This is a genomic window from Bacillus sp. JK62, from assembly GCF_053663455.1.
The window spans coordinates 125,349-147,653 of record NZ_JBSJQA010000002.1; the positions used below are offsets into that span (position 1 = coordinate 125,349).

Annotated in this window: 25 protein-coding genes; 20 read left to right on the forward strand and 5 right to left on the reverse strand. The window is 47.1% G+C overall.

What is annotated here, in order from left to right; genetic code table 11:
- Positions 1-182: 182 nt before the first annotated feature.
- The 5 genes from ACWJJ4_RS05785 to ACWJJ4_RS05805 all read left to right on the forward strand — a co-directional run bounded on the left by ACWJJ4_RS05785 (position 183) and on the right by ACWJJ4_RS05805 (position 6,190).
- Complete coding sequence (locus ACWJJ4_RS05785) at positions 183-1,328, forward strand: cysteine desulfurase family protein (protein ID WP_094247657.1); 1,146 nt, start codon at positions 183-185, stop codon at positions 1,326-1,328.
- Positions 1,329-1,331: 3 nt separating this feature from the next.
- Entirely contained in the window at positions 1,332-2,537 is a 1,206-nt protein-coding gene (gene thiI / locus ACWJJ4_RS05790) for a tRNA uracil 4-sulfurtransferase ThiI (RefSeq protein ID WP_032858466.1), read from the forward strand.
- An 80-nt stretch (positions 2,538-2,617) separates the two neighbouring features.
- Positions 2,618-2,836 carry an alpha/beta-type small acid-soluble spore protein gene (locus ACWJJ4_RS05795; protein WP_003152415.1) on the forward strand — a complete coding sequence of 73 codons (219 nt, stop codon included), beginning with the start codon at positions 2,618-2,620 and terminating at the stop codon, positions 2,834-2,836.
- Positions 2,837-2,984: 148 nt separating this feature from the next.
- Positions 2,985-4,571: an acyl-CoA synthetase MbcS gene (gene mbcS / locus ACWJJ4_RS05800; protein WP_020956201.1), complete on the forward strand. Its 1,587-nt coding sequence runs from the start codon at positions 2,985-2,987 to the stop codon at positions 4,569-4,571.
- Positions 4,572-4,594: 23 nt separating this feature from the next.
- Positions 4,595-6,190, forward strand: coding sequence for an amidohydrolase (locus ACWJJ4_RS05805; RefSeq protein ID WP_454021503.1), 1,596 nt, complete (start codon positions 4,595-4,597; stop codon positions 6,188-6,190).
- A 16-nt stretch (positions 6,191-6,206) separates the two neighbouring features.
- Here ACWJJ4_RS05805 and ACWJJ4_RS05810 read toward each other — a convergent pair whose 3' ends face one another.
- Positions 6,207-7,013: an NAD kinase gene (locus ACWJJ4_RS05810; protein ID WP_003152418.1), complete on the reverse strand. Its 807-nt coding sequence runs from the start codon at positions 7,011-7,013 to the stop codon at positions 6,207-6,209.
- A gap of 181 nt (positions 7,014-7,194) precedes the next feature.
- Between ACWJJ4_RS05810 and sppA the strand changes: the two genes are divergently transcribed.
- The 14 genes from sppA to ACWJJ4_RS05880 all read left to right on the forward strand — a co-directional run bounded on the left by sppA (position 7,195) and on the right by ACWJJ4_RS05880 (position 19,751).
- Positions 7,195-8,202: a signal peptide peptidase SppA gene (gene sppA, locus ACWJJ4_RS05815; protein ID WP_454021504.1), complete on the forward strand. Its 1,008-nt coding sequence runs from the start codon at positions 7,195-7,197 to the stop codon at positions 8,200-8,202.
- 13 nt (positions 8,203-8,215) lie between these two features.
- Positions 8,216-8,707: an RDD family protein gene (locus ACWJJ4_RS05820; protein ID WP_007408048.1), complete on the forward strand. Its 492-nt coding sequence runs from the start codon at positions 8,216-8,218 to the stop codon at positions 8,705-8,707.
- Positions 8,708-8,784: 77 nt separating this feature from the next.
- Positions 8,785-9,474 (forward strand): DUF2953 domain-containing protein, encoded by a 690-nt coding sequence (locus tag ACWJJ4_RS05825; protein WP_063636778.1) that lies wholly within the window; start codon positions 8,785-8,787, stop codon positions 9,472-9,474.
- Positions 9,475-9,486: 12 nt separating this feature from the next.
- Complete coding sequence (gene ytfJ, locus ACWJJ4_RS05830; RefSeq protein ID WP_003152423.1) at positions 9,487-9,927, forward strand: GerW family sporulation protein; 441 nt, start codon at positions 9,487-9,489, stop codon at positions 9,925-9,927.
- 115 nt (positions 9,928-10,042) lie between these two features.
- Positions 10,043-10,546 (forward strand): thiol peroxidase, encoded by a 504-nt coding sequence (gene tpx / locus ACWJJ4_RS05835; protein ID WP_007613091.1) that lies wholly within the window; start codon positions 10,043-10,045, stop codon positions 10,544-10,546.
- A 61-nt stretch (positions 10,547-10,607) separates the two neighbouring features.
- Positions 10,608-11,594, forward strand: a complete 987-nt coding sequence (locus ACWJJ4_RS05840) for a class I SAM-dependent methyltransferase (RefSeq protein ID WP_173613153.1) — start codon at positions 10,608-10,610, stop codon at positions 11,592-11,594.
- Positions 11,595-11,905: 311 nt separating this feature from the next.
- Positions 11,906-13,093, forward strand: coding sequence for an acetate kinase (locus ACWJJ4_RS05845; RefSeq protein WP_003152426.1), 1,188 nt, complete (start codon positions 11,906-11,908; stop codon positions 13,091-13,093).
- A gap of 99 nt (positions 13,094-13,192) precedes the next feature.
- Positions 13,193-13,705 (forward strand): MogA/MoaB family molybdenum cofactor biosynthesis protein, encoded by a 513-nt coding sequence (locus ACWJJ4_RS05850; protein ID WP_003152427.1) that lies wholly within the window; start codon positions 13,193-13,195, stop codon positions 13,703-13,705.
- A gap of 151 nt (positions 13,706-13,856) precedes the next feature.
- Positions 13,857-15,068 (forward strand): argininosuccinate synthase, encoded by a 1,212-nt coding sequence (locus ACWJJ4_RS05855; RefSeq protein WP_264101117.1) that lies wholly within the window; start codon positions 13,857-13,859, stop codon positions 15,066-15,068.
- Positions 15,065-16,441 carry an argininosuccinate lyase gene (argH, locus tag ACWJJ4_RS05860; RefSeq protein ID WP_003152429.1) on the forward strand — a complete coding sequence of 459 codons (1,377 nt, stop codon included), beginning with the start codon at positions 15,065-15,067 and terminating at the stop codon, positions 16,439-16,441. The genes ACWJJ4_RS05855 and argH overlap by 4 nt, the downstream gene beginning before the upstream one ends.
- A 74-nt stretch (positions 16,442-16,515) precedes the next feature.
- Positions 16,516-16,644 carry a hypothetical protein gene (locus ACWJJ4_RS05865; protein WP_003152430.1) on the forward strand — a complete coding sequence of 43 codons (129 nt, stop codon included), beginning with the start codon at positions 16,516-16,518 and terminating at the stop codon, positions 16,642-16,644.
- Positions 16,645-16,781: 137 nt separating this feature from the next.
- The gene (locus tag ACWJJ4_RS05870; RefSeq protein WP_003152431.1) at positions 16,782-17,549 is read left to right on the forward strand and encodes an SDR family oxidoreductase; all 768 of its coding nucleotides are present in this window, start codon (positions 16,782-16,784) and stop codon (positions 17,547-17,549) included.
- Positions 17,550-17,609: 60 nt separating this feature from the next.
- Positions 17,610-18,296, forward strand: a complete 687-nt coding sequence (locus tag ACWJJ4_RS05875) for a metal-dependent hydrolase (protein ID WP_003152432.1) — start codon at positions 17,610-17,612, stop codon at positions 18,294-18,296.
- A 138-nt stretch (positions 18,297-18,434) separates the two neighbouring features.
- Positions 18,435-19,751 (forward strand): CBS domain-containing protein, encoded by a 1,317-nt coding sequence (locus tag ACWJJ4_RS05880; RefSeq protein ID WP_003152433.1) that lies wholly within the window; start codon positions 18,435-18,437, stop codon positions 19,749-19,751.
- A 28-nt stretch (positions 19,752-19,779) separates the two neighbouring features.
- On the opposite strand, the gene ACWJJ4_RS05885 is transcribed toward ACWJJ4_RS05880, so the two are convergent.
- Positions 19,780-20,082, reverse strand: coding sequence for a YtpI family protein (locus tag ACWJJ4_RS05885; protein ID WP_003152434.1), 303 nt, complete (start codon positions 20,080-20,082; stop codon positions 19,780-19,782).
- A gap of 116 nt (positions 20,083-20,198) precedes the next feature.
- Here ACWJJ4_RS05885 and ACWJJ4_RS05890 point away from each other — a divergent pair, with 116 nt between their 5' ends.
- Positions 20,199-21,140, forward strand: a complete 942-nt coding sequence (locus ACWJJ4_RS05890) for a DHH family phosphoesterase (protein WP_003152435.1) — start codon at positions 20,199-20,201, stop codon at positions 21,138-21,140.
- A gap of 17 nt (positions 21,141-21,157) precedes the next feature.
- Here the strand turns inward: ACWJJ4_RS05890 and ACWJJ4_RS05895 are convergent, their stop codons facing one another.
- The 3 genes from ACWJJ4_RS05895 to ACWJJ4_RS05905 form a co-directional block, all read right to left on the reverse strand.
- Entirely contained in the window at positions 21,158-21,349 is a 192-nt protein-coding gene (locus ACWJJ4_RS05895; RefSeq protein WP_003152436.1) for a hypothetical protein, read from the reverse strand.
- A 105-nt stretch (positions 21,350-21,454) separates the two neighbouring features.
- A complete protein-coding gene (gene ytrI, locus ACWJJ4_RS05900; RefSeq protein WP_071391505.1) occupies positions 21,455-21,958 on the reverse strand; it encodes a sporulation membrane protein YtrI in 504 nt (167 codons plus the stop codon).
- Positions 21,955-22,296, reverse strand: coding sequence for a YtrH family sporulation protein (locus tag ACWJJ4_RS05905; RefSeq protein WP_017418353.1), 342 nt, complete (start codon positions 22,294-22,296; stop codon positions 21,955-21,957). The genes ytrI and ACWJJ4_RS05905 overlap by 4 nt, the downstream gene beginning before the upstream one ends.
- Positions 22,297-22,305 lie beyond the last annotated feature (9 nt).

Below are 22,305 nucleotides of genomic sequence, written 5' to 3' on the forward strand. Positions count from 1 at the left end.
TAAATACTATGTTGAAATATTCTGTCAATTAATTGTCAGATAATATAACAAAACGAACATTACTTATTATATGGCAATGTACAGAGAAGTCAATACTCGATTTATTGCAAATTTCTATTTACTTTTGTTATGGTAGCATAAATATCATACGATGTACCGTTTTCATAAAAGGAGTAAAAAAAATGATATATTTAGACAACAGTTCAACGACCGAGCCGTATGAAGAGGTTTTGGAAGTGTATAAACAGACGAGCAGCCGTTATTTCGGCAATCCTTCGTCTCTGCACCAGTTAGGAACTGAGACGGAACAGCTCCTTGAAGCGGCCGCTCAGCAAATAAAAAGAACCTTACGTTTAAAAAATTATGATATTGTATTTACATCAGGCGCGACTGAAGCGAATAACGCTGCGTTAAAGGGAGCGGCCTGGGCAAACATGAGTAAAGGAAGACATATCATTGCTTCGGCGATTGAGCATCCTTCTGTGACGGAGACGCTTGATCAGCTGACAGAGCTGTTCGGCTTTGAAGTCACATATCTTCCGGCCGATCAAAACGGCTTCGTTTCTTTGAAAGACGTCAAATCGGCTATCAGGCCGGATACGATAATCGTCAGCGTCATGCATGTCAATAACGAAGTCGGCTCCATTCAGCCCGTAAAGGAAATCGGCGGGTTTTTGAAGCAGCACCGGAATATTCTGTTTCATGTTGATCATGTGCAGGGCATTCATAAAGTTCCTCTGTCTATAGAAGAAGCGGGCATTGACCTTTGCACCGTTTCAGGGCATAAGTTTCACGGCTTAAAAGGGACCGGAGCGCTTATCGTCAAAAAAGGAACGCGGCTCATTCCGCTTATAACGGGCGGCTCGCAGCAAAAAGGCGTCCGGGCCGGAACAGAACACACGGCAGGCGCCGTTTCCCTTGCGAAAGCGATCAATCTTTCCGCGCGTGACATGAATGAGCGGCTTTCTTCCGTTGAGGCTGCCAAGAATGCGCTCGTGGAAAGGCTGAGCGGGACGGACGGGGTCGTCATCAACACTCCCGCCGAAAACAGCGCGCCGCATATCATTAATTTTTCCGTTCCGGGCGTGAAGGCGGAAGTGCTGCTGCACATGCTTGAGGAAAAAGGAATATATGTCTCCACAACCGCGGCATGTTCGGCAAGAGAGCACAAACCGAGCCGTGTTCTTCTGCAAATGAATAAAGGCGAACAGGTTGCATCAAGCAGCATCAGAGTCAGCCTGAACTTCAGCCATACGGCTGACATCACGGAGCCGTTTATGGCCGCGCTAGTGCCGGCTGTTCAAAAACTAAAAAAAATGATGAGGTAGCATATGAATTACGATCATATTTTAATCCGTTTTGGTGAAATATCCACAAAAGGAAAAAACAGACGCAGTTTTATTGAAAGATTAAAACAAAATATCCGCCTGGTATTAAAGGATTATAAAAAAGTAAAATACTTTTCAAACCGGGACCGGATGTCAATTACACTTAATGGAGAAAACCCGGAGGAAATTTGTTCCTTATTAAAGAATATATTCGGCATTCAAAGTTTCAGTCTCGCAATTAAATGCGAAAGCAAGCTGGAAGACATTAAAAAAACGGCTTTAGCCGCGATAGAAGGCGAATATAAACCGGGGAATACGTTTAAGGTCGAGACCAAACGGGCTTACAAGCAGTTTGAATTAGATACGAATGCGATGAACGCTGAAATCGGCGGCCATATTTTGAAAAACACGGATGGATTAACCGTCGATGTGAAAAATCCTGATATTCCGCTTCGGATTGAAATCAGGGAGGAAGCGACATTCCTGACCATTCGTAACGAAAAAGGCGCCGGAGGCCTTCCTGTCGGTTCCGCGGGTAAAGCGATGCTGATGCTTTCCGGCGGTTTTGACAGTCCGGTCGCCGGTTTTTACGCGATGAAACGGGGATTATCAGTTGAAGCCGTACATTTCTTCAGTCCGCCGTATACGAGCGAACGGGCAAAGCAGAAAGTCATGGATCTCGCGGGATGCCTCGCGAAGTTCGGCGGCAGTATGACACTTCATATCGTGCCGTTTACAAAGACGCAGGAACTCATTCAAAAACAAATCCCGGAAAACTATACGATGACGGCGACGCGGCGTCTTATGCTGCAAATCGCGGACAGAATCAGAGAAGAACGAAAAGCGCTCGCGATCATTACGGGGGAAAGCCTCGGGCAGGTAGCGAGCCAGACCCTTGAAAGCATGTATGCGATCAATGCCGTGACGGCAACACCGGTTTTGCGCCCTTTAATCGGAATGGACAAAACAGAAATCATCGAGAAATCAAAAGAAATCGGCACTTATGAAACAAGCATTCAGCCGTTTGAGGACTGCTGCACCATCTTTACGCCGCCAAGTCCGAAAACACGTCCGAAAAAAGAAAAAATCGAGCACTTCGAAAGCTTCGTTGATTTTGAACCGCTGATTGCAGAGGCCGCTGCCGGCATCGAAACCATCACTGTTTACTCAGAGCAGGAAGCTCACGATAAGTTTGCCGGCCTGTTTTAAAACTGTATACAATTACCAAAGTTTTTTTGAATGAAGACATGTGTTTTATCACATTCTATACTCACAAGGAGGTGATACACATGTCACAATCAAACAGCGGAAACAGCAACCAGCTTTTAGTGCCAGGCGCTGCTCAAGCTATCGACCAAATGAAGTACGAAATCGCTTCTGAATTCGGTGTAAACCTTGGACCGGAAACAACTTCTCGCGCCAACGGTTCTGTCGGTGGAGAAATCACAAAACGTCTTGTCTCTTTTGCTCAGCAAAGCATGGGCGGAAGCAGCCAGCAGCAGTTTTAATCACAACTTCACATAATGGCTAAGAGAGCGGGGAATTCCCCCGCTCTTTTTTCATGAGTATAGATAGAAGCGGGAAGCAATTTATGCATATTTTTATTGTAATGGCCTATGTTTATGTATAATGGGGAAAGAAAGTGAGGAGTTGTTCGTGTTAAAACGAGAAGATTTAATCGCCCCAAAGAACTATAACCTTGTAAATGAAATCGAAAAGTTCAGCCGTTCCAAAGAGAAGAACGCGCTTATTTGGGAAGATCAAACAGGCGGCAAGAAAGTCTGGACGTATGAAAAATTGATGGAAGAAACGAATAAAATCGGAGCCCGCCTGAAAGGTCTCGGATTTGAAAAAGGCGATAAGCTGATTGTCATGGTTCCGAGAGTGCTTGAAGCGTATGCCGTTTATTTAGCGATCTTAAAAGCGGGGATGGTCGTCATTCCTTGCTCGGAAATGCTGCGCGCCAAAGACCTTGAATACCGGATCAAACACGCCGAAGTGAAAGGCGCTATCGTTTATCCTTCATTTATAAACGCATTTGACGAGGTGAATACCGAGCAGCTGGTGACATTGTCAATCGGTGAAAATGATGCCGGCTGGAAAAACCTCCTAACGATTGAAGCGGACGGAGACAGTTTTCAAACAGCTGATACAACAAGAGAGGACATGGCGTTTTTGTCCTATACTTCAGGCACGACCGGCCAGCCTAAAGGCGTTGTACATACACACGGCTGGGCCTTTGCCCATTTAAAAACATCAGCCGGTGCATGGCTGGATATTTCCGAAGACGATACAGTGTGGGCCACCGCGGCGCCCGGCTGGCAGAAATGGGTGTGGAGCCCGCTGCTCGCCGTTCTGGGAAGCGGCGCGACAGGATTCATTTATCACGGCAGATTCAACGCCAAGACGTATTTAGAGCTGCTGGAGCGCCATCAAGTAAATGTCTTCTGCTGTACCCCGACGGAATACCGCCTGATGGCAAAAGTGGAGGAGCTGGACAAATATGATCTTTCTGCTCTTCACAGCGCAGTTTCTGCGGGTGAGCCATTAAACCGGGAAGTCATTGACGTATTCCGGAAGCATTTCGGCATTAAAGTGAGAGACGGATACGGCCAAACGGAGAGCACCCTGTTAGTCGGCGTCCTGAAGGATATGGATATTAAGCCGGGAAGCATGGGCAAACCGACCCCCGGAAATCAAGTAGAGATTATAAACGATAAGGGCGAAATATGCGAAACAGGCGAAACTGGCGATATCGCCGTGCATTTGAGCACACCGGCCTTATTCAAGGAATATTATAAAGATCCCGAAAGAACGAAAAAGCAGATTCGCGGAGATTACTTTCTTACAGGAGACCGCGCGAAAAAAGACGAGGACGGCTACTTTTGGTTTGAGAGCCGCAATGATGACATTATCGTCAGCTCCGGATATACAATCGGGCCTTTTGAAGTAGAGGACGCGCTCGTGAAGCATCCGGAAGTGAAAGAATGTGCAGTCGTGGCGAGCCCGGATGAAATCAGAGGTTCAATCGTAAAAGCTTATGTCGTTTTACAAGACGATGAAAAGCGCAGTGACGAACTTGTCAAAGAACTGCAAAACCACGTAAAAACGATTACGGCGCCTTACAAATATCCGAGAGAAATTGAATTTGTCGAAAGCCTGCCGAAAACGGCGTCCGCAAAAATCAGACGTGTGGAGTTGAGACAGCGTGAAGAACGGCTGAAGGCTGATAAAAAAGCATAATACAGGATAAAGGGTGAGCGGGGATGAAAGCGATTTGGCACGGCGGCACCATCTATACAATGCTTGACGAGAATCATGTCACTGAAGCCGTTTATACCGAAGACGGCATCATCAAACAGACGGGCGGCTTCCGGGAGCTCCAGGGAACATACGGTTCGCCTGATACGGAGGAAATCGATTTACATGGAGCTGTCATGTTCCCGGGGTTTTCGGACAGTCATATGCATTTAATCGGACACGGGGAAAAACAGCTTCGCCTCGATTTGTCGCAGCTGACGTCAAAAGAAGCGATCCTGCGGGCCGCAAAAGAAGCAGAGCGTGAATTGGAAGATGGCGAATGGCTGATCGGCGAAGGCTGGGATGAAAATCTGTTTGAACGGCCGGATTACGTCACGAAGCATGACCTTGACCCGCTCTTTCCCGACCGCCCCGTCCTGCTGAAGCGGGTATGCCGGCACGCCGTTGCGGTTAATTCGGCCGCATTGCGCGAGGCGGGAATTACAACCGAAACACCTGATCCAAACGGCGGGATTATCGTCCGGGACGGCACCGGTCCGACAGGTCTTCTGCTGGATAAAGCCCAAGAGCTTGTGACACAGGCCCTGCCGCCCGTCTCACTTCACTATGTCAAACGCGCGCTTCAAACGGCGATTACGGACTGCTGGTCAAAAGGCCTGACAGGCGGGCATTCAGAAGATCTGGCTTACTACGGAGACGCGTCCGTTCCCGTTGCCGCGTACGAGTCATTAACCGGCAGCGGCCTTTATCCTTTTCGCGCCCATCTGCTCGTTCATCACGAAGCCGTCGACAGCTGGAGCGCTCTGGATAAATCGACCGGACCTTACCTGGAATACGGAGCGATGAAAATTTTTGCTGACGGCGCGCTCGGAGGCAGAACCGCTCTGTTGAAAAAGCCTTATCATGATAATCCGTCAGTTTCCGGCGTTCAGGTGCACGATGACGAGACCCTTGCCGCTCTTGTTTATAAAGCGAGAGAGAAAGGAATGGAAATCGCCGTACACGCGATTGGCGACCTTGCATTTGAAAAGGTGCTCGATGTTATCGAAAGATATCCGGCAAAGCCCGGACAGCTAGACAGGCTCATTCATGCGCAAGTATTAGATGACGGATTGATTGAAAGAGCCGCCCGGCTGCCGATCGGACTTGATCTTCAGCCGCATTTTGTGGCCAGTGATTTTCCGTGGGTGATTGACCGGCTCGGAGAAGAGCGGATGAAAACGGCTTTCGCCTGGAAAACACTGCTGTCAAAAGGGCTGCTGTGCGCCGGAGGCTCAGACGCCCCGATTGAGCCGGCCGATCCGCTTCTGGGCATTCAATCGGCTGTGCTCCGTACAAGCAAGCAGCACCCGGAAGGTCCGGCCTATTATGAAAAAGAGTGCCTGACCGTGTACGAAGCCATTCAGTTTTACACGGAGGGAAGCGCGGCCATCGTCCATAAAGAACATAGCCGCGGACGGATCGCCCCCGGCTATGATGCCGACTTTACCGTACTCAGCGGTGATCCGTTCAGGACGGATCCGAAAAAGCTTCATGAATTGGAAGCGGTCAAAACCGTCGTCGGCGGCCGTATCGTATATGAAAAAGAGGACAGGCAGTGATGCCCGTCCTCTTTTTTTATGATAAAAATGATCGCTTTACTTTTTCCCAGAAAGAGTTGTCTTTCAGTTTCACCGTTTTGATTTTTTTATCGGATAGTGTAATCTCAACCTTTTTGACATTCCGCGTGCTGAGCGCTTCATTATCAAGCCCGATAATCGGATGCTCATTTCCGTCCTGCACCACCTGCAGTGTCAGCTTCCGGTCTGAGCTTAAAATAAATGGAGATCCGAGTGTACGGTATGTGTTGTTGTTCAACGACGCCAGTTCGGATACCTGCATGCAGGAAATCAAAGGATCAACAACGGCGCCTGAGACAGATTTATTGTAGGCGGTGCTGCCCGTCGGGGTGGAAATGATCATCCCGTCTCCTCTGAACGTCTCAAAATGAAGATCATCAATTAACACATCCATCACAAACGTTTTAATAATGCTTGAACGGATGGAAACCTCGTTTAAACAGTGAAAATGATTGCTGCCGTCCACCGTTACGTGAATGAGCGGGTATTTTCTGACCTCAAGCTGTTCCGCGGTCATGCTGGCCGCCATTTTTTCAGGCTCATCGCTGTGAAAATCACAGTACAAATGGGCTTTCCCTTTTTTAGCGATGCCGACATACAGGCAGTCATCACGGAATCCGGTTTTTCTGACGGCTTGCAGAAATGAGCCGTCGCTGCCGATGCTGGCGATAATTCCGGCATCCTCCGGGTGAGCCGCAACTGTAAAACCGTGCGATTCAGCAAGCTGCTTCAAAGAGCTGACTTGTTCTTTTGTTTCGTTGTTTTGTTTGTGAAAAAAATAAACATTGCGGCGAAGATCGGTCATATCCCCATTCCCCTTTGCTGTCATATTTACGTTTTTCTCCCAGCAGGTATTGTGTTAAAATACCTGTGGCAATAGTGTAACATGTTTCCTGTTTATCCGTTAAGAGAAAGCGTTTCATGAAAAAAATGAATCTTTTTTTACGGGGGAACGTACGAATATTGACAGAAAAGGAGGAGAACAAATGAATGCAAAAAGATGGATTGCGCTCGTCATCGCGCTCGGCATTTTCGGCGTATCAGTCATTGCAAGTGTGACCGTCGGGGTGCTGAAGAATATCGGAGATACCGGGTCTGACTTTGCATCACTGACAGATGACACAGAGGAAGTGACGCTGGAGAAGGGCAGCCCCGGCAGTAAAATCGCCGTGCTTGAAGTGGACGGCACAATTGAGGATAACGGCGGGTCCGCTGGCCTGCTCAGCTCAGGCGGGTATGATCACAGATCATTTTTAAAACAGGTTGAGCGTGCGAAAGAAGATAAAAGCGTCAAAGGAATTGTACTGAAAATCAATTCCCCCGGCGGAGGCGTTTACGAAAGCGCGGAAATACATAAAAAACTGGAAGAACTAAAGAAAGAAACGAAGAAACCGATTTATGTATCCATGGGCTCCATGGCGGCATCGGGAGGCTACTATATTTCAACGGCCGCCGATAAAATCTATGCTTCACCGGAAACGCTCACGGGTTCACTGGGCGTCATCATGGAAAGCGTCAATTATTCCAAGCTCGCCGATGAACTCGGCATCAAGTTTGAAACCATTAAAAGCGGCGCGCATAAAGACATCATGTCCCCGACCCGCGACATGACGAAGGAAGAAAGAAAGATCATGCAGACAATGGTCAACGATTCTTATGAAGGATTTGTCAATGTCATTTCAAAAGGCCGGCACATGTCAAAAGCGGATGTGAAAAAAATTGCCGACGGCCGTGTTTACGACGGCAGACAAGCGAAAAAGATCGGCCTCGTTGATGAGCTCGGTTTTTACGATGATACGATCAGCGCGATGAAAAAGGATCATAAAAATATGAAAAACGCTTCAGTCATCACATACGAGGAAGGATTCGGATTAGGCTCGCTCTTTTCCATGAGCGCAGCGAAAATGTTTAAAAGCGAAATTGATTTTCTGAATATGAAAGAACTCATTTCGCAATCCGGTTCGCCGCGGATGATGTATCTCTATGCAAAGTAGGGGGGGAGAAAGAATGGACGCGACTTACGAAGGCTTTCACGGCAAAGAAGAGGAAGCCGAACAACAGAGGGCGCCCGAGCAGGCATATGCGGGCTTTTGGATCAGGTTTTGGGCGTTTCTTCTTGATTGGCTGGTGGTCTGGGGACTTAACCATCTCATCGTTTCACCGATTTTCACGCTGATGAAGCTCCCGGCAACAAGCGGAATGTTTACAATCTCAGCTTATTCCGTCACAACCCTGATCGTCTACCTCGCCTATTTTGTGTTCATGACGAAATGGTTTCATCAGACACTCGGCAAAATGGTCTTCGGGTTAAAGGTCACTTCTTTGACGCCCGGAAAGCCGCTGACTTGGAGCACCGTCATTTTCAGAGAAGCGGTGGGGCGTTATATCGATAAAATCTGGATTCTCTATATCGTCATTGCGTTTACGCCCAAAAAGCAGGGCATTCACGATTTGATCGCCGACACAACGGTGATTCACGAAGCGCTGTACCGCAAATAAAAGCAGTAAACCCGGAATAAACGTCCGGGTTTATTTTTTTTGGTTTTGGCGATAATGCTGCTAAGGAAGTGAAGCCTATGGGATATGCCGCAGCAGCTGTAATTCTCATTCTCATTTTGGTCTGGCTGCTCATGAGGATGAAAATCTATCTGACTTTCGAATATCTTCACGATAAAGATAACGACAAACTGACGTATAAACTCTCGGCCTTATACGGGCTGGTCCGTTTTAAAAAAACGCTGCCCGTCATTAAAGTAAACAGCGAAGACGCGTCTATTGATGTCAAACAGGACACGAAATCAGAAATGAAAGGTCAGAAAAAAGAGAAGAAAAAAATCACATATGAAGATGTCAAACAGAGCATTCACAGAATAGAAATGATTCTGCACCAAGTCTTTCAGATGCGCCAAATCGCCGCCTCATTTCTTGCGGGAGTCCGTGTTACGAAGTTTGAATGGGTGACGGTTATCGGAATAAAAGACGCCGCCGTTACGGGAATCGCCGCCGGCGGATTGTGGGCCGTAAAGGGAGGCCTTACGGCGATGCTGTATGATCATCTGCGTTTCATACATAAACCGGTGTGCGAAGTCATTCCGTCTTTTCAAGTGCCTGCATCCAAGACGCATTTGCAGTGTATATTCTTTTTTCGTTTTGGACATCTTATAGGTGCAGCTTTCAAATTGCTCAAATACGGGCGGAACGGACTTTCTATCATACGAAAGAAACAGCCGGTTCCGGTTGCTTCAAAGAATGATTCATCAGTTTAAGGAGGAGCGCATATGGCAGACCACCCCATTCAAGGTTTAATGAAAACCGCTATGGAAAATTTAAAAGAAATGATTGACGTGAATACAATCATCGGCGATCCTGTTGAAACGCCTGACGGCAGCGTAATCTTAACGGTTTCAAAGGTCGGATTCGGATTTGCGGCGGGCGGAAGCGAGTTTGGAGGAAAGCCGGCTGAAAAAAGAACCGATGATGATGAAAGAAAAGAGCAGAAGCTCCCGTTCGGCGGCGGAAGCGGCGGCGGAGTATCCATTACGCCGATTGCGTTTCTGATTGTCGGAACAAACGGCGTGCGTATGCTTCATTTAGACGAAAACACCCATCTGATTGATAAACTGTTAGACTCCGCGCCTCAAACGATTGAACGCATCCAGCATATGTTTAAAAAGAATGAAAAAGGCCGGAACCAAAAAAGAACGGATATCGATTTATAACAGAAAAGTTAACTGCCGCCCGCAGTTAGCTTTTTTTACGATGCGGCATAACCTTTGCAGTTTGCATAAAACTCGACTATGATAGAGCTATACATAGATAAAGGGAGGAATCAGAATGGCTGAAATTACATTTAAAGGCGGAGCCGTGACGCTGATCGGACAAGAAGTGAAACCGGGTGACCAAGCTCCTGACTTCACGGTTTTGACAAACGGATTAGAAGAGAAGACATTAGCAGATATGAAAGGGAAAGTAACGATCATATCCGTTATTCCTTCCATTGACACAGGCGTATGTGACGCGCAGACACGCCGCTTCAACGAAGAAGCCGCAAAACTCGGTGATGTGAACGTTTATACAATCAGCGCCGACCTTCCGTTTGCACAAGCGCGCTGGTGCGGAGCGAACGGAATTGATAAAGTGGAAACATTATCGGATCATAAAGAGATGTCATTTGGTGAAGCATTCGGTGTTCACATCAAAGAACTTCGTCTTTTGGCACGTTCCGTATTTGTCCTTGATCAGGACGGAAAAGTCGTTTACGCGGAATACGTAAGCGAAGCGACAAACCACCCGAATTATGAAAAGCCTATCGAAGCTGCAAAAGCGTTAATCAAGTAAAGAGAGAAAAAGAGCTCCGGGTGCTGCCGCGGAGCTCTTTTCATGGCAAGGAGGAAACAGCATGCAACACGACCATGTCGGTCAGATTTATGAACTTTTAGATGAAGCCGCCCAAGTGATAGCAGAAGGCCTTGAGATTTCTTATATTGAGGGGCTTGCGGAGGCGGGAGAGATGTATTTTCTTGAAACGGCCGACCAGCTTCCGCTTCAGGAAAAGCAAGCCGGCGAGCTTAAAAGCCTGCTTGCGAAAGCAGACTTCAGAAAATGGGAGCATGAATGGATCCGCAAGGCGTTCCAGCTCGCCATTTTAAAAGGACTGAAAGATAAGTCCCATCCGAACAGACAGATGACGCCTGATACGATCGGCCTTTTCATCAGTTACCTCGTGAATAAATTTACGGGCGGCCGAAAAGGCCTGACATTGCTGGACCCCGCCTGCGGCACCGGAAATCTTCTGCTGACCGCGGCAAACCAGCTTTCTGACAAAGCGGCAAAAAGCTTCGGCATTGAAATCGACGATGTCCTTCTGAAGATCGCTTATGCTCAGGCGAATCTGCAGGAAAAAGAAATGGAGCTGTTCTGCCAGGACAGTCTTCAGCCGTTATTTATCGAACCGGCCGATGCGGTTATCTGCGATTTGCCGGTCGGCTACTATCCGAATGACGAAGGCGCTCAAGCGTTTGAGCTGAAAGCGGATGAAGGCCACTCATTTGCTCACCACTTATTTATTGAGCAGAGCGTCAAACATACAAAACCGGGCGGATACTTATTTTTTATGATTCCGAACCATCTGTTTGACAGCGCGCAAAGCGATAAACTGAAGCGGTTTTTTGCGGAAAAAGTGTATATCAACGCCCTTCTCCAGCTGCCGGCTACGATGTTTAAAGACGAAGCGCAGGCAAAGAGCATTTTAATCTTGCAGAAAAAAGGCGAAGACACAAAGCCGCCGAAACAAGCGCTTTTGGCGAATCTTCCTTCTTTTGCGAACCAGCAGGCGATGCGGGAGATGATGGCAAAATTGGATCAATGGATTCAAAAAGAAAAATAATGACGAAAAAGCAGTGTGAGACGCAAAATCCCGCGCTGCTTTTCGCTTTTTAAAATGAATGGAAATCAGGGCGAAAACACAAATTAAGGAAAGAAAATAATATTCCGTAAGGCCGTGCCGTCCATTTGGCACAAATGAGATTTATCAGAAAATATCGACTTCGTGTTGTAAGCGGTACCAATGTGGATGTTGACTTGAAATGCTGGGTTGACAATGTTTAAATGGAAAAGTCAGATATTTTTTGGACCGCAGTTATGGTCTGGGAAAAAAGAACGAACAAACGAAGAAGAATTTTGATAGGAGCGTCATTTATGTCTAAAATTATTGCAATTAACGCAGGAAGCTCATCTTTAAAATTTCAGTTATTCGAAATGCCTTCAGAAAAGGTGCTAACAAAAGGTTTAGTAGAACGGATCGGTATCGCCGACAGCGTTTTCACTATCTCTGTTAACGGCGAAAAAAATACAGAAGTGACAGATATTCCGGATCATGCGGTTGCGGTGAAGATGCTGCTTCACAAGCTGACTGAATTCGGTATTATAAAGGATTTAAATGAAATTGACGGAATCGGCCACCGTGTGGTTCACGGCGGAGAAAAATTCAGCGATTCTGTTTTGCTTACGGATGAAACAATCCGTGAGATTGAAGAGATTTCAGAACTTGCGCCGCTTCATAATCCGGCTAACATCGTCGGCATTAAAGCCTTTAAAGAAGTGCTTCCGGATGTGCCTGCGGTTGCAGTGTTTGATACGGCGTTCCACCAAACGATGCCTGAGCAATCTTACCTGTACAGCCTTCCGTACGAATACTACGAGAAATACGGCATCCGCAAATACGGTTTCCACGGCACTTCTCATAAATACGTGACACAGCGCGCAGCTGAGCTTCTCGGCCGCCCGCTTGAAGATTTGCGTCTGATTTCCTGCCACCTCGGTAACGGCGCAAGTATCGCGGCCGTAGAAGGCGGAAAATCCATTGATACGTCAATGGGCTTCACACCGCTTGCGGGTGTTGCGATGGGAACACGTTCAGGAAACATCGACCCTGCATTGATCCCGTACATTATGGAAAAAACGGATCAGACGGCAGATGAAGTATTAAATACGTTAAATAAAAAGAGCGGACTGCTTGGCATATCCGGTTTCTCCAGCGACCTTCGCGATATCGTAGAAGCTTCAAAAGAAGGAAACGAAAGAGCGGAAACGGCTCTTGAAGTGTTTGCAAGCAGAATCCATAAATACATCGGTTCTTACGCTGCGAGAATGAGCGGCGTTGACGCGATTATTTTCACTGCGGGTATCGGTGAAAACAGCGTTGAAGTCAGAGAACGCGTGCTTCGCGGCTTAGAATTCATGGGTGTATATTGGGATCCTGCGCTGAACAACGTGCGCGGCGAGGAAGCGTTTATCAGCTACCCTCACTCTCCTGTCAAAGTCATCATCATTCCGACTGACGAAGAGGTCATGATCGCACGCGACGTTGTCCGCCTTGCACAGTAATGATCGAAAAAAGCACATCCTTTAGGGTGTGCTTTTTTATTGAATGCCCCAGAGTCAAACGTTACGATATGTTTAATACATAAACGATGAGGTGAAGCAATGAGTGTGCATGAACATAAACAAGAAGCCCCGTCAGCCGTGCGCTGCAAGGTGATAACAGTCAGCGACACGAGAACGAAAGAAACCGACAAAAGCGGTCGCGTCATGATGGATTTCATCAGAGAAGCGGGATTTGAAACGGTCGCTTATGACATTGTAAAAGATGAAAAAGATGAATTGCAGAAAGCCGTTTTATCCGGCTGTATGGATGAATATACAGATGCGGTGCTGTTAAACGGAGGGACGGGCATTGCCGAAAGGGATGTCACAATTGAAGCGGTCACGCCGCTGTTTTCAAAAGAACTCCCGGGATTCGGCGAGCTGTTCCGCATGCTGAGCTATACGGAGGACATCGGTTCCGCCGCCATTTTGTCCAGAGCGGCAGCGGGTGTGATCCGAAATACCGCAGTCTTCTGCACGCCCGGCTCCTCAGGCGCCGTAAAGCTTGCAATGAGTAAACTGATTATTCCTGAACTGCCTCATGTGCTCCGGGAAATCCGAAAAGATTTATAAATGTATAAAAAGGCTTTGCTCCGCTCAAAAAATTGGGTGGGGTTTTTTTTATAAAAGGCTTGAAAAAACAGAATTTACTTGTTACAGTGTATACATACAAAATGCATTTTTATTAATTAAAACTAATTTTTATACAAAGGGAGCTTTTAACATGGCAGAACAAAAAAAGGTTGTATTGGCATACTCAGGAGGTCTTGATACTTCTGTAGCGATAAAATGGCTGCAAGAACAGGGATACGATGTTGTTGCATGCTGCTTAGATGTTGGGGAAGGAAAGGATTTGGCATTCGTTCAGCAAAAAGCGCTGGAAGTTGGCGCCGTAAATTCGTATGTGATTGATGCGAAAGAAGAATTTGCCCGGGAGTACGCGCTCATTTCTATGCAGGCCCATACAATGTATGAAGGGAAGTATCCGCTCGTATCTGCACTATCCCGTCCGTTAATCGCGAAAAAACTCGTTGAAGTGGCGGAAAAGGAAAACGCGGTGGCCGTAGCGCACGGCTGCACGGGAAAAGGCAACGATCAGGTTCGTTTCGAAGTATCCATTAAATCATTAAATCCTGATCTGGAGGTCATTGCTCCGGTCCGTGAGTGGCAATGGTCGCGTGAAGAAGAAATTGAATACGCTGCAAGCCGCGGCATACCGATTCCGATCAATCTTGACAGCCCGTATTCCATCGACCAGAACCTATGGGGACGCGCCAATGAATGCGGTATATTAGAAGACCCGTGGGCGGCGCCGCCTGAAGGGGCATATGACCTGACAACATCTCTTGAAAACACGCCGGACGTTCCGGAAATCATCGAAATCGCATTTGAAGCCGGTGTTCCGGTTTCAATCGACGGCGTAACCTACCCGCTCGCTGATTTAATTCTCAAGCTGAACGAGACTGCCGGAAAACACGGCATCGGCCGGATTGACCATGTGGAAAACCGCCTGGTCGGCATTAAGTCCCGTGAAGTTTATGAGTGCCCGGGCGCCATGACTTTAATTACGGCTCACAAAGAGCTTGAGGATCTGACTTTAGTGAAAGAAGTGGCCCATTTCAAACCGGCAATTGAACAAAAACTGTCTGAAATCATCTATAACGGTTTATGGTTCTCGCCGTTAAAAGACGCGCTGCTTGCATTCCTGAAAGAAACCCAAAAGCACGTCACCGGCGTTGTGCGAGTCAAGCTGTTTAAAGGCCATGCCATTGTAGAAGGACGTAAGTCGGAATATTCACTCTACGATGAAAAACTTGCGACATATACAAAAGACGATGCGTTTGACCATCACGCGGCAATCGGTTTCATTGAGCTTTGGGGACTGCCGACAAAAGTAAACAGCATTGTGAAAAAGAAGGAGCAGATTGAAGCATGAAGAAGCTTTGGGGAGGCCGTTTTCAAAAAACACCGGAAAAGTGGGTCGATGAGTTCGGCGCATCCATCACATTCGACCAAAACTTAGTCAAAGAGGATATTACAGGGTCTCTCGCTCATGCGGCAATGCTGAAAAAATGCGGCATTCTGACGGAAGAAGAAGAAGGCGCCATCCGACAGGGGCTGCAGACCCTCCTGCAAAAAGCAGAGGAAGGAACGCTTGAATTCTCTGTTGATTATGAAGATATCCATTTGAATATTGAAAAAATGCTGATCGAAGAAATCGGACCGCTAGGCGGCAAGCTCCATACCGGCAGAAGCCGGAATGACCAGGTGGCGACCGACATGCATTTGTATTTGAAAGATCATGTCTCACATATCATCGTGCTGATTGAACAGTTCCAAAAAGCGCTGATCGAAAAAGCCGAGGCCAATGTCGAGACCATTCTGCCGGGGTACACCCATTTGCAGCGGGCTCAGCCTATTTCTTTCGCCCACCATCTGCTTGCTTATTTTTGGATGCTTGAACGGGATAAAGAACGTTTTCGGGATGCTATGAAGCGGATTAACATATCGCCGCTCGGATGCGGGGCGCTTGCCGGAACTACGTTTCCGATAGACCGTAACTATTCGGCGGAGCTGCTTGGTTTTGACTCCATTTATGAGAACAGTCTTGACGGAGTCAGTGACAGAGATTTTATTCTCGAGTTTTTAAGCGGCAGCAGCATGCTGATGATGCACCTTTCACGTTTATCAGAAGAAATCATTCTATGGTGCTCGCAGGAATTCAGATTCATTGAACTGGATGATACGTACGCGACGGGAAGCAGCATGATGCCGCAGAAGAAAAACCCCGACATGGCGGAGCTGATCCGCGGTAAAACCGGACGCGTATACGGTGATATGATGGGTCTTTTCACGATTATGAAAGGACTCCCGCTCGCTTACAACAAAGACCTGCAGGAAGATAAAGAGGGCATGTTTGACACTGTGAAAACCGTAGAAGGAAGCCTTCAGATTTTCACGGGCATGATTGAAACGATGAAAGTAAACAAAGACATCATGAAACAAGCGACAAAACAAGATTTTTCAAATGCGACGGAACTTGCCGATTATTTAGCTAAAAAAGGCATGCCGTTCAGAGAAGCGCATGAAGTGGTCGGCAAGCTTGTGTACAGCTGTATTGAAAAAGGAATCTATTTAAGTGATATGGCATTTGAAGAATTCCTTCAAGCCAGCAGTCTCTTTGAAGAAGATATCTATACCGTGCTCGATCCGCATCATGCGGTTGAAAAAAGAATGAGCGCCGGCGGAACGGGTTTTCAGCAGGTAGAACAGGCGCTCGTAAAAGCAAAAGCCTGCGCCGGCATTTAATTTGCTGAAATTTCCTTCATATTTTCCCGTCATATCAGACACCCTACATCTATAAAAGATGGGAGGTAGAAGGAATGCGCAAAGAACAAGACCGTTACATCTATGATGAAAAAGAAAGTGAAGAAACGGCCAGGCTTATCTCAGAGGCATACCAAAGCGGTTATGTCGGCATGGAGGAAGCCTCTGCTCCTTCAGAAAATTAAGCTGTCTGTAAAGACGGCTTTTTTTTCGTGCGGACGAAGTGCAAAAAAGTGATATTGCCGTTTGTTTATAGTAAAGTAGAGGGAGAAACGTCTTGATTTTATTGAAGCGGCTACGTTGCCTGGGGAGGGTATTCAATGTGCGACATGCTCTAATCACTGCCGGTACAAAGGGATTGGGCCGAAAAGTGACTGAAATGCTTCTGGAAAAAGGTTTTTCTGTCACAGTGAATTACAGACAGGACGAAGAAGCGGTCGCTTGTCTGAAGGCGGATTATCCCGGGTGCCATGACAGATTGCAATTCGTTAAGGGCGATGTAACCCGGAAAGAAGATCTCATGCGGATCGCCGATGCAGCCCTTCAGCGGTTTGGAAGGATTGACATACTGATTAACAATGCCGGGCCGTACATATTTGAGCGCAAAAAGCTTGCCGATTACTCCGATGACGAATGGTATGGCATGCTTGAAGGGAATTTAAGCGCCGTTTTCCATCTGTTTAAAGCGGTTATCCCGGTCATGAGACAGCAGCGGTTCGGCCGGATTATTACATACGGTTTTCAAGGAGCGGACCATGCCCCCGGCTGGCTTCACCGTTCCGCTTTCGGAGCGGCTAAAGTCGGATTGGCTTCGTTAACGAAAACCATTGCGATTGAAGAAGCCGAATCAGGCATTACAGCCAATATGGTCTGCCCGGGCGATATTGTAGGAGATATGAAAGAAGCGTCTATAGAGGAAGCAAGACGGAAAATCGGCAAAGAAAAGACGCCGATCGGCAGGTCCGGAACCGGAGAGGACATTGCGAGAATCATCGCCTTTTTATGTGAAGAAGATTCCGATCTTGTAACCGGAACGGTCATTGAAGCAACAGGCGGGCTGAATGTGATTAACAGGCATCAATCCCTGTAAGTTTTTTCGTTTGTCAAAAAGGGAACTTGATAAATATTAATTTTTTATGAGGTGAAAACGATGAAAGTGACTTATCACGGACATTCTGTCATTCAAGTGGAAACGAAAACCCATAACATTATTTTTGATCCGTTTCTGACCGGAAACAGTCTGACAAATTTGAAACCGGAAGAAGTGAAAGCGGATGTCATCCTGCTTACTCACGGACACAATGACCATGTTGGAGATACAGAGCAGATCGCCAAACAAAACGATGCGCTCGTCATTGCGCCGAACGAGCTGGCCGTTTATCTCGGCTTTAAAGGTTTAAAGGTCCACCCGATGCATATCGGAGGGGCGCACCAATTTGATTTCGGCAAAGTAAAACTGACACAGGCGTTCCACGGATCGGCGGTCACTGATGAAGAAAACAAAACCATCACATACACCGGGATGCCGGCCGGGATTTTATTAACGATTGACGGCAAAACGATTTTCCACGCCGGCGATACGGCGCTGTTCTCAGATATGAAACTGATCGGGGAACTGAATCACATTGACCTGGCGTTTCTGCCGATCGGTGATAACTTCACCATGGGGCCTGAAGATGCGAAACTCGCGGCTGAATGGCTGAGAGCGAAACAGGTCGTTCCCGTTCATTACAATACATTCCCCGTCATTGAACAGGACCCTGACGCTTTCGCTGAAAGTCTGCCCGGAGGCGTCGGCAAAGTCATGGCGGTCGGCGAGACCATTGAGCTTGCCTGACATATGTGTCAAAGACCTTCTGAATCAAGCATTCAGAAGGTCTTTTTTGTGATGCCGCCTTTTTTCGGGCGTCTCATTGCGAATGAATCCCCCGTACCCTTATAATAAAAGAGAAGACTGTCCTTAGAGGTGAAACGCTTGGCAACAAAGCATGAACAAATCCTATCATACATAGATTCGCTTCCTGTCGGTGAAAAAATTTCGGTCAGAAGAATTGCGAAAGAAATGAAAGTCAGTGAAGGAACGGCTTACAGAGCCATTAAGGAAGCCGAAAACAAAGGATTCGTTTCCACTATTGAACGTGTGGGGACCATCCGGATTGAACAGAAGAAAAAAGAAAATATTGAAAAGCTGACATACGCCGAGGTCGTCAATGTGATCGACGGCCAGGTGCTCGGCGGAAAAGCAGGTCTGCATAAAACGTTGAATAAGTTTGTGATCGGGGCGATGGAGCTTGACGCGATGATGCGTTATACGGCCGCGGGGAACCTGTTAATCGTCGGGAACCGAATCAACGCCCACCGCCAGGCGCTTGAAGCGGGCGCGGCCGTTTTGGTAACAGGAGGGTTTAATACCGACGACAGCATTATCGAGCTGGCCGATATGCTTGAGCTTCCGATTCTCTCCACGAGCTACGATACCTTTACGGTAGCCGCGATGATCAACCGGGCGATCTATGATCAGCTCATAAAAAAAGAGATTGTGCTCGTGGAAGATATTTTGACGCCCGCAGATCGGACAGTGACGCTGTTCCCTAAGGATAAACTGGAGAAATGGTACGAAAAGAACTATGAAACCGGACACGGCCGCTTTCCGGTTATCGATCAGCAGATGAAAATCCACGGAATCCTCACGCCGAAAGATATCGCGGGGCATGACCGGTCAGTTCCCATTGAAAAAGTAATGACCAAAAACCCTGTCACGGTGATCGGAAAAACATCTGTCGCCTCAGCGGCTCAAATGATGGTTTGGGAAGGAATTGAAGTGCTTCCGGTGACAGACGGGCATCACAAACTGATCGGAATGATCAGCCGCCAGGATGTCTTAAAAGCGCTTCAGATGGTTCAAAAGCAGCCTCAGGTCGGAGAAAAGCTGGATGATATTGTTTCAAGGGGATTTAAAGAAGAGGAAGATAACAAAACGCCGGCCGTTTATCAATATGAAGTCACGCCGCAAATGACCAATCAGCTCGGCACGATTTCTTACGGGGTGTTTACCACGATTTTAACCCAGGCCGCCAGCCGATTTTTACGCTCCCGCAAACGCGGCGAGCTGGTCATTGAAAGCATTACGATTTTCTTCCTGAAGCCCGTACAGATGGAGTCGGTCATTGAAGTGAAACCGCGCATTTTAGAGGCGGGCCGGAAATTCGGGAAAATGGAAGTGGAAGTGTCAAGCCAAAGCGGCATCGTTTCAAAAGCGATGCTCATGGTGCAGCTGATGGAGAGAAGTTAAGGGACGCACCCGGGTCCCTTGGCATTCATTATGCGTGGTCCCTCTCCGCTTCCTTTGCATGGATAGGCTCATAATGCTTATAGGCTTTATACCCGGCCCATGCGCTGCCTGCTCCGATTAAAATGAAGACGCCGCCGATGACCAGGGTCAGAACGGAGTGGAACAGAATCATTTGGTTTACTCCGTACAAAAGCACCAGCGCGCCTAATGCCATACTTGATTTAGCCGAAAAACATTCCTTCTCCAGCGCCCGTTTCGTCTGGATTCCTTTTACTTTGTAATACACGTAAAAGCAGGCAGAAAGCCCGATGAGAAAAACAAAAACCAGCATAAATGAAATCCTCCATTATATGAGTTTGCAAAACCGTTTATACCGTTGCTGAAAGATTTTCCTTTTCCATGGATAAAGAGTATGATTAAATGAATAAAAACGAAAAGGAGAAAACGATGAAATCCGAACTGATCAGAACCATATCATTATATGACACCATTATCTTACATAGACATGTGAGGCCTGACCCGGACGCCTACGGTTCGCAGTGCGGCCTTACGGAAATCCTGCGGGAAACGTATCCCGAAAAAAATATTTTTGCCGTCGGACAGCCTGAACCGTCCTTGTCTTTTTTATATTCCCTCGATGAGGTGGATGACGAAACCTATAAAGATGCTCTTGTCATCGTGTGCGACACCGCAAACCAAGGCAGGGTCGACGATCAGCGCTACCATTCCGGCGCAAAGCTCATGAAAATAGACCACCATCCAAATGAAGATCCGTATGGCGATCTGTTATGGGTCGATACGAATGCAAGCTCCGTAAGCGAAATGATCTATGAGCTGTACCTGGAAGGAAAGCAGCACGGCTGGAAACTGAATACGAAAGCAGCTGAGCTGATCTACGCGGGTATCGTCGGTGATACGGGGCGCTTCTTGTTCCCGAACACCACAAAAAAGACATTAAAATACGCGGGAGAGCTCATTGAGTTCCCATTTTCATCGTCAGAGCTGTTCAATCAATTGTATGAAACAAAGTTAAATGTGGTGAAGCTTAACGGCTTTATTTATCAAAATGTGTCACTGTCTGAAAACGGCGTCGCTTCCGTTTTCATTAAAAAAGACATTTTGGAGACATATGGAACCACCGCTTCTGAAGCGTCGCAGCTTGTCGGAACACTCGGAAATATTTCGGGTATCCGCGCTTGGGTGTTTTTCGTAGAAGAAGACGATCAAATCAGAGTCCGGTTCCGTTCAAAAGGTCCGGTCATCAACGGAATTGCCCGGAAATACAATGGAGGCGGACATCCGCTTGCGGCCGGCGCATCCATCTTCAGCTGGGATGAAACCGATCAGATTCTTGCTGATCTGGAAGAGGTATGTAACGAACACAAGTAGAGGGGAGACCCTCTTTCTTAGTGTTCATCTGTCACGGGGATGAACCAGCAGCCGAATTCAGTCAGGTCTTCGTAGACGCGGAGATTACAGATTTGGAGTTCTTTTTTTATGAGGGAAGCGAGTGTGTCTGTTTCTGCATATGCGGAATAGCCTTGTCTGATTCGGGCTGCATGATCTTTTGCCAAGCGGCGTTCACTAAAAACCTCCATTTTCCCTTCCTCCCTTCAGAATCGTTGAAAATGTCTCATCTACAGTTTATAAAAAAGCGGAGAAAAAAGCGACAGATCTATGGAAAATTTTTAAAAATGACATAATTACGTCGCAAAAGAAATATGAATTTCGACAGACAATCTCGTATAAATCGTCAGTTCCTTTACTTCAGCTTTAAATTCCTTCTCATTTATGGTGTATATTTTGTTTTCAATCGTCCGTTTTAAAAGCTCCTTTGTTTTATACACGCTTTCAATATCCTTTGTGATGACTTCAGAAATATTATCTTTCACCTGTTCCTCAAATTTCATCTTGTCAGGCTGGGCGATTCTGTATTTTTCCCAATTAATCAGCTTCACATCAACACTTTGGATGAGAAGTCTTTGCTTATTATCCTCATTTAATTTATGAAGATCTTTCTGATAGATGGAGATTTGGTTTTTTAAATCCCGCGCGTGCTCCCGCTGCTTTTCAATTAACGTCACCTGTTCTTCCTGAAACGTTCCGTATGTAAACAGAAAGAACAGCCAGCTGACGATGGCTCCGCACATCATTCCCGCAAAAAAACGCTGCCATCCCGGTTTTTTATAATACTCGGGAATTCTCATGATGACATATTCTCCTGGGTCAGCCATGAAATAATCAGCCAGCCGGTCTGCGCGCCGCCCATTGCTGAAATAATTAAAAGAAGCTGTTTGAAGATGTCGCGCGTGTTGCCTTCCCACAGCCCCCGCTCGAAACTGTATACCGCGTCAAATGTTCCCCCGATGGCCGCGACAAGCGCCCAGATTTTCAGCCTGTTCGCCAATTTTGTGATCGCCGTCAGCGGAGGCTCGCCTGATAAATAAGCTCCGAGGCCGCCGATCAGCGCGCCGCCGAGCAACACACCGAGAGCGATAAAATAACTGCTGATGAAATTCGCCATAAAGCCGGCTTCCTGATCCATATATACACC

Bases quoted from the DNA above. Each gene is read 5' to 3' on its own strand.
- ACWJJ4_RS05785 (WP_094247657.1), top strand. From the start codon at position 183: ATGATATATTTAGACAACAGTTCAACGACCGAGCCGTATGAAGAGGTT.
- thiI (WP_032858466.1), top strand. From the start codon at position 1,332: ATGAATTACGATCATATTTTAATCCGTTTTGGTGAAATATCCACAAAA.
- ACWJJ4_RS05795 (WP_003152415.1), top strand. From the start codon at position 2,618: ATGTCACAATCAAACAGCGGAAACAGCAACCAGCTTTTAGTGCCAGGC.
- ACWJJ4_RS05805 (WP_454021503.1), top strand. From the start codon at position 4,595: ATGAAAGCGATTTGGCACGGCGGCACCATCTATACAATGCTTGACGAG.
- ACWJJ4_RS05810 (WP_003152418.1), bottom strand. From the start codon at position 7,013: ATGACCGATCTTCGCCGCAATGTTTATTTTTTTCACAAACAAAACAAC.
- sppA (WP_454021504.1), top strand. From the start codon at position 7,195: ATGAATGCAAAAAGATGGATTGCGCTCGTCATCGCGCTCGGCATTTTC.
- ACWJJ4_RS05820 (WP_007408048.1), top strand. From the start codon at position 8,216: ATGGACGCGACTTACGAAGGCTTTCACGGCAAAGAAGAGGAAGCCGAA.
- ACWJJ4_RS05825 (WP_063636778.1), top strand. From the start codon at position 8,785: ATGGGATATGCCGCAGCAGCTGTAATTCTCATTCTCATTTTGGTCTGG.
- ytfJ (WP_003152423.1), top strand. From the start codon at position 9,487: ATGGCAGACCACCCCATTCAAGGTTTAATGAAAACCGCTATGGAAAAT.
- tpx (WP_007613091.1), top strand. From the start codon at position 10,043: ATGGCTGAAATTACATTTAAAGGCGGAGCCGTGACGCTGATCGGACAA.
- ACWJJ4_RS05840 (WP_173613153.1), top strand. From the start codon at position 10,608: ATGCAACACGACCATGTCGGTCAGATTTATGAACTTTTAGATGAAGCC.
- ACWJJ4_RS05845 (WP_003152426.1), top strand. From the start codon at position 11,906: ATGTCTAAAATTATTGCAATTAACGCAGGAAGCTCATCTTTAAAATTT.
- ACWJJ4_RS05850 (WP_003152427.1), top strand. From the start codon at position 13,193: ATGAGTGTGCATGAACATAAACAAGAAGCCCCGTCAGCCGTGCGCTGC.
- ACWJJ4_RS05855 (WP_264101117.1), top strand. From the start codon at position 13,857: ATGGCAGAACAAAAAAAGGTTGTATTGGCATACTCAGGAGGTCTTGAT.
- argH (WP_003152429.1), top strand. From the start codon at position 15,065: ATGAAGAAGCTTTGGGGAGGCCGTTTTCAAAAAACACCGGAAAAGTGG.
- ACWJJ4_RS05865 (WP_003152430.1), top strand. From the start codon at position 16,516: ATGCGCAAAGAACAAGACCGTTACATCTATGATGAAAAAGAAAGTGAA.
- ACWJJ4_RS05875 (WP_003152432.1), top strand. From the start codon at position 17,610: ATGAAAGTGACTTATCACGGACATTCTGTCATTCAAGTGGAAACGAAA.
- ACWJJ4_RS05885 (WP_003152434.1), bottom strand. From the start codon at position 20,082: ATGCTGGTTTTTGTTTTTCTCATCGGGCTTTCTGCCTGCTTTTACGTG.
- ACWJJ4_RS05890 (WP_003152435.1), top strand. From the start codon at position 20,199: ATGAAATCCGAACTGATCAGAACCATATCATTATATGACACCATTATC.
- ACWJJ4_RS05895 (WP_003152436.1), bottom strand. From the start codon at position 21,349: ATGGAGGTTTTTAGTGAACGCCGCTTGGCAAAAGATCATGCAGCCCGA.
- ytrI (WP_071391505.1), bottom strand. From the start codon at position 21,958: ATGAGAATTCCCGAGTATTATAAAAAACCGGGATGGCAGCGTTTTTTT.
- ACWJJ4_RS05905 (WP_017418353.1), bottom strand. From the start codon at position 22,296: ATGGATCAGGAAGCCGGCTTTATGGCGAATTTCATCAGCAGTTATTTT.